Source organism: Yoonia sp., assembly GCF_017854565.1.
Classification (GTDB): Bacteria; Pseudomonadota; Alphaproteobacteria; order Rhodobacterales; family Rhodobacteraceae; genus Yoonia.
The window spans coordinates 1-7,071 of record NZ_JAFMHJ010000082.1 but is presented as its reverse complement, the minus strand read 5'-3'; the positions used below and the strand labels follow the sequence as shown (position 1 = coordinate 7,071).

7 protein-coding genes and 2 pseudogenes are annotated in these 7,071 nt (G+C 59.2%); 1 reads left to right on the top strand and 8 read right to left on the bottom strand.

Annotated elements, in window-relative coordinates; genetic code table 11:
• The coding region (locus QZ196_RS16860) for a transposase (RefSeq protein ID WP_296426075.1) at positions 1-193 on the bottom strand (193 nt) is incomplete at its 3' end.
• Between the two features lie 110 nt (positions 194-303).
• On the opposite strand from QZ196_RS16860, the pseudogene QZ196_RS16855 reads away from it, so the two are divergent.
• Positions 304-607: pseudogene (locus QZ196_RS16855) on the top strand (methylated-DNA--[protein]-cysteine S-methyltransferase); the annotation flags it as partial.
• Positions 608-609: 2 nt separating this feature from the next.
• On the opposite strand, the gene QZ196_RS16850 reads toward QZ196_RS16855, so the two are convergent.
• The 7 genes and pseudogenes from QZ196_RS16850 to QZ196_RS16820 form a co-directional block, all read right to left on the bottom strand.
• A complete protein-coding gene (locus tag QZ196_RS16850) occupies positions 610-2,097 on the bottom strand; it encodes a DUF4157 domain-containing protein (protein ID WP_296428497.1) in 1,488 nt (495 codons plus the stop codon).
• Between the two features lie 126 nt (positions 2,098-2,223).
• A complete protein-coding gene (locus QZ196_RS16845) occupies positions 2,224-3,693 on the bottom strand; it encodes a DUF4157 domain-containing protein (protein ID WP_296428495.1) in 1,470 nt (489 codons plus the stop codon).
• A gap of 125 nt (positions 3,694-3,818) precedes the next feature.
• Positions 3,819-4,049 (bottom strand): hypothetical protein, encoded by a 231-nt coding sequence (locus tag QZ196_RS16840; RefSeq protein WP_296428494.1) that lies wholly within the window; start codon positions 4,047-4,049, stop codon positions 3,819-3,821.
• An 83-nt stretch (positions 4,050-4,132) separates the two neighbouring features.
• Positions 4,133-4,831: a CDP-alcohol phosphatidyltransferase family protein gene (locus QZ196_RS16835; protein ID WP_296428493.1), complete on the bottom strand. Its 699-nt coding sequence runs from the start codon at positions 4,829-4,831 to the stop codon at positions 4,133-4,135.
• Between the two features lie 43 nt (positions 4,832-4,874).
• Positions 4,875-5,789, bottom strand: a complete 915-nt coding sequence (locus QZ196_RS16830; RefSeq protein WP_296428492.1) for a tyrosine recombinase XerC — start codon at positions 5,787-5,789, stop codon at positions 4,875-4,877.
• Positions 5,790-5,794: 5 nt separating this feature from the next.
• Positions 5,795-6,490 carry a DUF484 family protein gene (locus QZ196_RS16825; RefSeq protein ID WP_296428490.1) on the bottom strand — a complete coding sequence of 232 codons (696 nt, stop codon included), beginning with the start codon at positions 6,488-6,490 and terminating at the stop codon, positions 5,795-5,797.
• A gap of 282 nt (positions 6,491-6,772) precedes the next feature.
• Positions 6,773-6,979: pseudogene (locus QZ196_RS16820) on the bottom strand (IS21 family transposase); the annotation flags it as partial.
• Between the last annotated feature and the right edge of the window lie 92 nt (positions 6,980-7,071).

Genomic DNA, 7,071 nt, shown 5'->3' with positions numbered 1-7,071 from the left:
CGCGTGACGACCAGCCCTCGGGGCCAGCATCAGCGTCGGGCAAAAGCTGCCCCTTACCGCGTGCCTCAGCCCGCCACTTGTGCAGTGTCGCCTCGGAAATCCCTTCCTCTTGCGACAACTGCCGAATGGCCATGTTGTTCGGCGGTAACATCCGCTTCAGCACTGCCGATTTTCGTTCCAGTGAATATCCCAAATCATCGTCCTATCCCGCCCACCTGAAAATTAGACAAAAATAGAGCAGCGGACAACTTCCCTGACACAGGGGGGGGATTACCGCGCGAAGAGTTGGTGGGATATTTCGCGGGGACACGGGCGCAGTTCACCGTACCGCTCGCGCCGCGTGGGTTTGCGTTTCAACACCTGTTCTACGCCGCGCTCTGCGCCATTCCCTATGGTGAAACACGCAACTACGGAGACTTGGCCAAATCGCTCAATGTCTCTGCCCAAGCCATCGGACAAGCCTGCGGTGCAAATCCGATTGCAATCCTGATCCCCTGCCATCGGGTGTTGGGAGCAAATGGGTTGGGAGGGATATTCCGGCGAAGGTCGCGTTGAAGCAAAAGTGGCATTGTTGCGGTTGGAGGGGGAGGCGGGGTTGTTGATTTGACCCTAATGGTCTGCGGTCCACGTCATTGCAAAATCGGACAGGATGCCTGCACCGCTGATTCCACCGACATTGATAGGCACCAGTATGACATCGCCCGATTTCGTTTGAAGTGATGTGACCAGACCGCCCGCGACCCCGCCATCCGCGATACTACCAGGGCCCACCGCATCGCCATCCTGTGCTGGACGAAAGCGTTCGCGAACCCGTGCCTGCAGTAGTGTTTTTGCGGCGCTCTTATCCTTGAGGTAGGAGCGACCAAAGCCAGACCGCCAAGCCCCCCAAAGCTGTTGAAAAGTAGGGTTCATGGAAAGTTTACCTGCCTGTGGAATATTGATGGAAACGTTAAAGATTGCAATCGAGGCATTGCCGATGCTTCCATTTGATAACCCTTTGGCAAGCCATCCAAAGCGCGCGCCTTCCCCGACGACTTTGGTGACGTTGTCAGCTGTCCTGTCATTTGTATTCGAGATATCCAGACTTCCCCCATCACCGCCGTCCACCCCGTGCATCGGGGCGTATTGGTGACCGCCTCCGCCACCCGCATTCGCTGCTAGCGCGGTATTCAGCGCTGTCGGCGCAGGATCATTCATGACCCTGTCCATCACTACTGCGCCGCCCTCATTGATGCGTACACGTTTGACATAACCGCCGCCAACACCGGTCATCTCGGACCAGGTTTCAAGATGCGCTGCCACACCTGCTAACGTATAGTTGGATCGGACATAGATGTTTCCGGGGTTGTTTGCAGCAAGCACAGAGGTGTCGGCATGGCCGCCGCCTGGCAACGCGCGCGCACGCTGGTTCAAAAATTTTGCTATCTCCAGCGCTGCGGAGCGACGACTATCGGTCGTACCGGGTAACACGTGGTCACCTCCCCCCTCCCCCGCTGCCCCGGTCAGCCGCTGGACCAAAGCCGATTTGGTCCAGGAGATCGGTTTTTGCCCAAGGCTCTGGATGTTGATGCTGCTCGATAACTGCAGCGCCTTGGCACCCATCACGTCCGCTTCGTTTTCCAACCCGGCATCGTCATTGATCGCGACACCCTTCATCTGGACCGTCGGCTTGACCCGGCCTTGCGCCTGTTGCACGACGTGCCATGCCTCGTGTGGCAGGTGCTGTTCCTGACCGGGGGCTAGGTGAATGTTGGTGCCTTGCGCATAGGCATGCGCGCCAACTTGCGCAGGTTTGTCAGAGTTGCGGTGTACTTTGACACCGTCCATCGACATCCCGGACAGGCTCTCGATCCCGGATTTCAGGCCGTCTGGTAGCCCCGTGTCATTCGCGCGGGCCGCCTTCGCCTCGACCAGTTGAATGGTGGGGACGCTGTGCAGCATGCGCACCGTTGGGCTGGTGTTCGCCATTCGCTGCAGAGCCTGCAGTGTTTCACTGCGCGTGCTGTGATCTGCGGCTTGTTGCAGCGCGCTGTCGCGGGGGCGGATTTTCCGGGTGTTTGGTGTCAGTTGATGCGGCGCTTGCTGAAATTTCTGCATGTATTGTCCCGAAGATATGGGTATCTATGCGACCCGTAATACATCCGTAGCACGAATTTCGACTTACAAGAAACCTTGTATTTGCCTTTAGCTGACCTGCGGTGCGGTGCAGGTCGTGACGGTTGTTTATGACAAAACCTTGTCGGATTGATCTGCGGCGCGCACCGCTTTGGCGCCGCCAATACCGGCACCAGCCAGACCGCTGGCCACCTTGGATACACCCGTTGCAGCATCGCCGCCGCTGGAAAGCATTTCCGCACCTTCTGCCAGACCTGCGCCCGCCGAGAATCCAACCGTGACGGCTTCGACGACATGTGCCAGTGCGGCCAGCGCCTTGAGCCCCTTGACGAAGACCTTGGTTGTTGCGCCGCCTTTGCCGTCCAGAAGATCGGCCAAGGCTGTCGCCAGCGAACGCACCAACTTGGCAATCGCAAAGATCATTGAGGGAATTTTGTAGAACGATGTGGGGTCAAGCATCAGCGCGCCGACACCAGCCACCAGGGCTTCGATCGTGCGCAGGACGTCGATGAGCGCCAGTTTCTTGCCCTCGGGCTTGTCGTCGGAATACATCAACGCGCCACGGCCGAACTTTACCACGCCAACGATAAGCGCCAGAATGGACGGCACAATCAGGGGTATGGCACCAAAACCTGTGCCCGCCACCAGACCGCCAATGCCTGCAATAATCGTCAGGGCGGCTTCGCCCATGACAAGACCGGCCTTCATCTTTTGCGAAAGCGGGAACTCAAACAGTTGGGCGACGTCACGGGCATTGCGCCAGCGGGTGACGGTTGTCTGGTCACCATTGTGGTAGGCGCCATGCATGCTGGACTTGCACTGCATCGTGCCGCGCCATTGATCATAATCGGCGCGCGACATCTGAGTTGCAGCAACCCCCATTTGATCAAGCATGTCTGACTGGAGCGGCGTGTTCTGCGCACCGATCAACGCGGGGGATTGTACCTGACCTGTGGGGGCCGCAGATTTCTGCAATACCGTCGTACCGCGCAAGTGCGCGCCTGTGCCGGATATGGCGTGGCGTTGGACGGGTTCCGCGATCGTCAGCAGCGCCTTGGCACCCATCACGTCCGCTTCGTTTTCCAACCCGGCATCGTCATTGATCGCGACACCCTTCATCTGGACCGTCGGCTTGACCCGGCCTTGCGCCTGTTGCACGACGTGCCATGCCTCGTGTGGCAGGTGCTGTTCCTGACCGGGGGCTAGGTGAATGTTGGTGCCTTGCGCATAGGCATGCGCGCCAACTTGCGCAGGTTTGTCAGAGTTGCGGTGTACTTTGACACCGTCCATCGACATCCCGGACAGGCTCTCGATCCCGGATTTCAGGCCGTCTGGTAGCCCCGTGTCATTCGCGCGGGCCGCCTTCGCCTCGACCAGTTGGAGCGCTTTGCCCTGCATCGGCTCTTCGTCGTCCGTCCGCTGGATCGCCGGTCGTGCATCGGCCATCCGTTGTAGCGCACCAAGCGCATGGGACACCGGGCTTTGGTCGGCCGCACGCTGCAATGCCGATTGGCCTGCCTGCATTTTTCTGAGGGGCTGCGACGCGCCGGTGGCCGTGGCGGGTTGAAGTGCTCTCATATTGCAAGTTCCAAAATGCAAAAAGAATTCAATTTTAATTTCAAACCCTTAGCGCGCATGTCTTTTTGTCCCGGTCCAAGATACCTGTCGGGGGGTATCTTTGTGGGTATGCACTGGTGCATGCGCTAAATCGCTTTGGCCTGCATCTCGTCCTCTTCCATGCGCTGGATGAATTTGCCCTGCATCTCGTCCTCTTCCATCCGCTGAAGCGGGGCGCGGGCATCGGCCATGCGTTGCAGTAACGCGAGCGATTGGTTCGCTTGGCTATTATCAGCGGCGCGCTGCATGGCGGACTGCCCTGCGTGGGGTTTGCTGACGGGCAGTGTCGTGCGTGCGACTTGCTGAGACGTTTTCATTAATGGGTTCCTGAATACGGACCGGAAATTACATTGACTGCCCAGCAGTAACACGGAAACCGTAATCCGGGAAGCGCGCTGAACTACTTATTAGTTTCTGTCGGCATGACCTGTTGCGCCACGCCCGCAAAGACCAGATAGACCGACGTGACGACAAGACCCCAATGTGCCCAGCTTTCCGGATGAAAGCCGACCCATGCCGCCCAGCCTGCAAAAAATGTCCACGCCAGCGCCATGGGCAAAGTGACCGTGCGCCAGCGTTCCGTGCGGACCGGATGGACGAACTTCAACGGCAGAAACATCGCGACGGCAAGCGTTGAAACCAGAACCAGTGACACCCAGAAATTCGGCTCGAGCGCAAAGATCACCAACACCAGCATGTTCCAGCACCCCGGAAAGCCGGAAAATGAATTGTCCTTTGTCTTCATCCGCGTGTCGGCGAAATACATGGCCGATGTGAAGGTGATGATGATGATCGCGCACCACCCCGTCCAGCCCGGCAGCAGCCCTGATTTAAACAGGGCGTAGGCGGGAACAAAAACGTAGGTCAGGTAATCAATGATCAGATCCAACAGCACACCGTCAAAGACCGGCGCGTTGGTCTTTACGTCATAGCGGCGTGCCAGCGGGCCATCGATTCCGTCGACGGCAAAGGCCACGACAAGCCAAAGAAACATCATGTCCCATTTTTCCTCGACTGCGGCCAGCATCGCCAGCATGGCAAATACCGCGCCCGAGGCGGTTAACAGATGCACAAAAAGGGCTTTGGCGTGTAAGGTCATTAAGTCTTCATGATCGAAATCGCGAAAAGGGGCAATCCGATTGTCATGCCTTCGGGTGCGCCTTGTCGTAAACCTCCATCAGGCGCGCGGTATCCACGGCGGTATAGGCTTGTGTGGTGGACAGCGACGCATGCCCCAGCAGTTCTTGAATGGTGCGCAAATCGCCGCCCGCCGACAGCAGATGCGTGGCAAACGAATGGCGCATCGCGTGTGGCGTGGCAGTGGCGGGCAGGCCCAGTTGCAGGCGGGCTTGTTCCATCACTTTTTGCACAGCGCGCGGGGCAAGCGGGCCGCCGCGTATCGCCCGAAACAGGGGGGCTGCGGGCTGTTGTGGATAGGGGCACACCGCCACATAGGCCTGCACTGCGTCGCGGGCGGGGTCGATGACCGGGACGATGCGTTCTTTGCCGCCCTTGCCAGTGATCCGCAGCGCGGCGGGCAGGGGGGCGTCGGCCCCCGTCAGGCCCAGAGCTTCGGAAATGCGCAGCCCGCAGCCATACAGCAATGTGACAACGGCGGCGTCACGTGCCGCCACCCAAGGCGCACGCGCCTGCAGTTCCACCGTGTCAATCATGGCCACGGCGGCATCTTCGGCCAAGGGACGCGGCAGCTTGCGTTGAAACTTGGGCGAGCGCGTGGATAGAACCGCAGTGGGTTCAAATCCTTCGCGCTCCGATAGCCAGCGGTAGAATGATTTGACCGCCGAAAGTTCCCGCGCCAATGATCGCGCGCCCACGCCGCGCCCGCGTTCGTGCGCCATCCATGATCGCATGTCGCGCACGGCGATTTGCGAAATCGGGCCAAGGCCCTGCATCTCGCCGTTGTGCCGGGTCATAAAGGCCAAAAACCCCAGAACGTCAGTCTGATAAGCCTTGATCGTATTTTCTGCCGCCCCCGCCAAGGCGCGGCAGTGATCCAGCCACCGCGCCAAAGCATCTGTCAGGGCAGGGGATATCATCGGCCTTAGGGCAGCCAGCGGCGCATCACGCGTTCAAACACGCCGGTAAAGAATGTCAGCAAATCCGTGCCCTGTTGCGGGCTGAACTGCTGTGGATCTTCGGAGCCCATCACCAGCATGCCGGGCAGGTGACCTGCGCCCAGATCCAGCTTGAGGCAGGCCTCGGAATGGATGAAACCGGCACGGTCGCCATAAAGGCTCGCCCCGGCATTCTGGAACGGGCGTAGCGTGATCTGCCGGGCGGGCATGTTGCGGCCCAATGTGATGTAATCATCAACAAAACCTTGCGGCACGACGGCCACGACCGGCCCCATGGTGGTGTCCGTCTGCGGTGTCGGGCTTTCCAGTACCAGCCGGATCGCATCAACTCGCAACGTATTGGCAACATCACCGGTAAGGTCGTGCAGGAACGTGTCAAAGGCCGTCGCATCCATCATCCGCAGGATCGCGCGGTGCACCTGATTGGTGCCTGCCAGATTATCATAGGCTGCGGCAATCACGTTGCGGTGGGTGTCCTCAAGGCGATCAAACCGCGCCTCGAGTCGCGCCATCGCGATCGCGCGCAGATCGACGATATTTTCGCCCAACTTGTCGTCGTTGGCACCCACGAGGGCGCGCATCACGTCGTGATCTTCCAAAAGGACATCGGGGTTCGCGATGATTTTTTCGCGAAGGTGATTTTCCATCACTGTTTTATTCATGTGCTGCTCTGCCTCGTTTTTTGACAGGCTAGCAGAACGGCGGCGGTGTTTCTGCAACTATTTTCGCGCACGGCCAAAGGGTGACTTTTGGGACTCACTTTGCCGCCGGAAGGGTTTGCCCGCCCTCACCGTACGGTGGTTTGCGCCGTTTGGCCCGAATCGCGGGTTAGCGAGTTATTTTATTGGGGAATCCACGTTCGGCAATGCGGCGGCATCGCGTCGGACTTTTGGTGGGGATAAGGGGGGGGTAACGGAGCGTGCGCAGAGGGCCGCAGCCGTTCAAAAAATGCGCTTGGCGGTGTGGCGCTGTTTGCGGGGACGGTTCAGATCGTCCTGCAACCATTGGTCGATGAAGCCGGTGAACCCGTCCAGCTTTGGCCGCTTGATATCCGCCGTTCGCTGATAGCCGGGCGGGACCGAAAACATCATCATCGTCTTCACGCTCGCACGCGATATCCCGAAATGGCCCGCTGCCGCCCGTTCGCTCATACCGCCCCGACGCGCGAGGCGGACCTTTAAAGTTCCAGAGCTATGCGGGAATTTGGGTGATGGCGTGATTTGAAGGGCGGCGTATCGTGGCG

What these genes read in the sequence shown, in the direction of transcription:
- QZ196_RS16850 (WP_296428497.1), bottom strand. Translation starts at nt 2,097, where the DNA reads ATGCAGAAATTTCAGCAAGCGCCGCATCAACTGACACCAAACACCCGG.
- QZ196_RS16845 (WP_296428495.1), bottom strand. Translation starts at nt 3,693, where the DNA reads ATGAGAGCACTTCAACCCGCCACGGCCACCGGCGCGTCGCAGCCCCTC.
- QZ196_RS16840 (WP_296428494.1), bottom strand. Translation starts at nt 4,049, where the DNA reads ATGAAAACGTCTCAGCAAGTCGCACGCACGACACTGCCCGTCAGCAAA.
- QZ196_RS16835 (WP_296428493.1), bottom strand. Translation starts at nt 4,831, where the DNA reads ATGACCTTACACGCCAAAGCCCTTTTTGTGCATCTGTTAACCGCCTCG.
- QZ196_RS16830 (WP_296428492.1), bottom strand. Translation starts at nt 5,789, where the DNA reads ATGATATCCCCTGCCCTGACAGATGCTTTGGCGCGGTGGCTGGATCAC.
- QZ196_RS16825 (WP_296428490.1), bottom strand. Translation starts at nt 6,490, where the DNA reads ATGAATAAAACAGTGATGGAAAATCACCTTCGCGAAAAAATCATCGCG.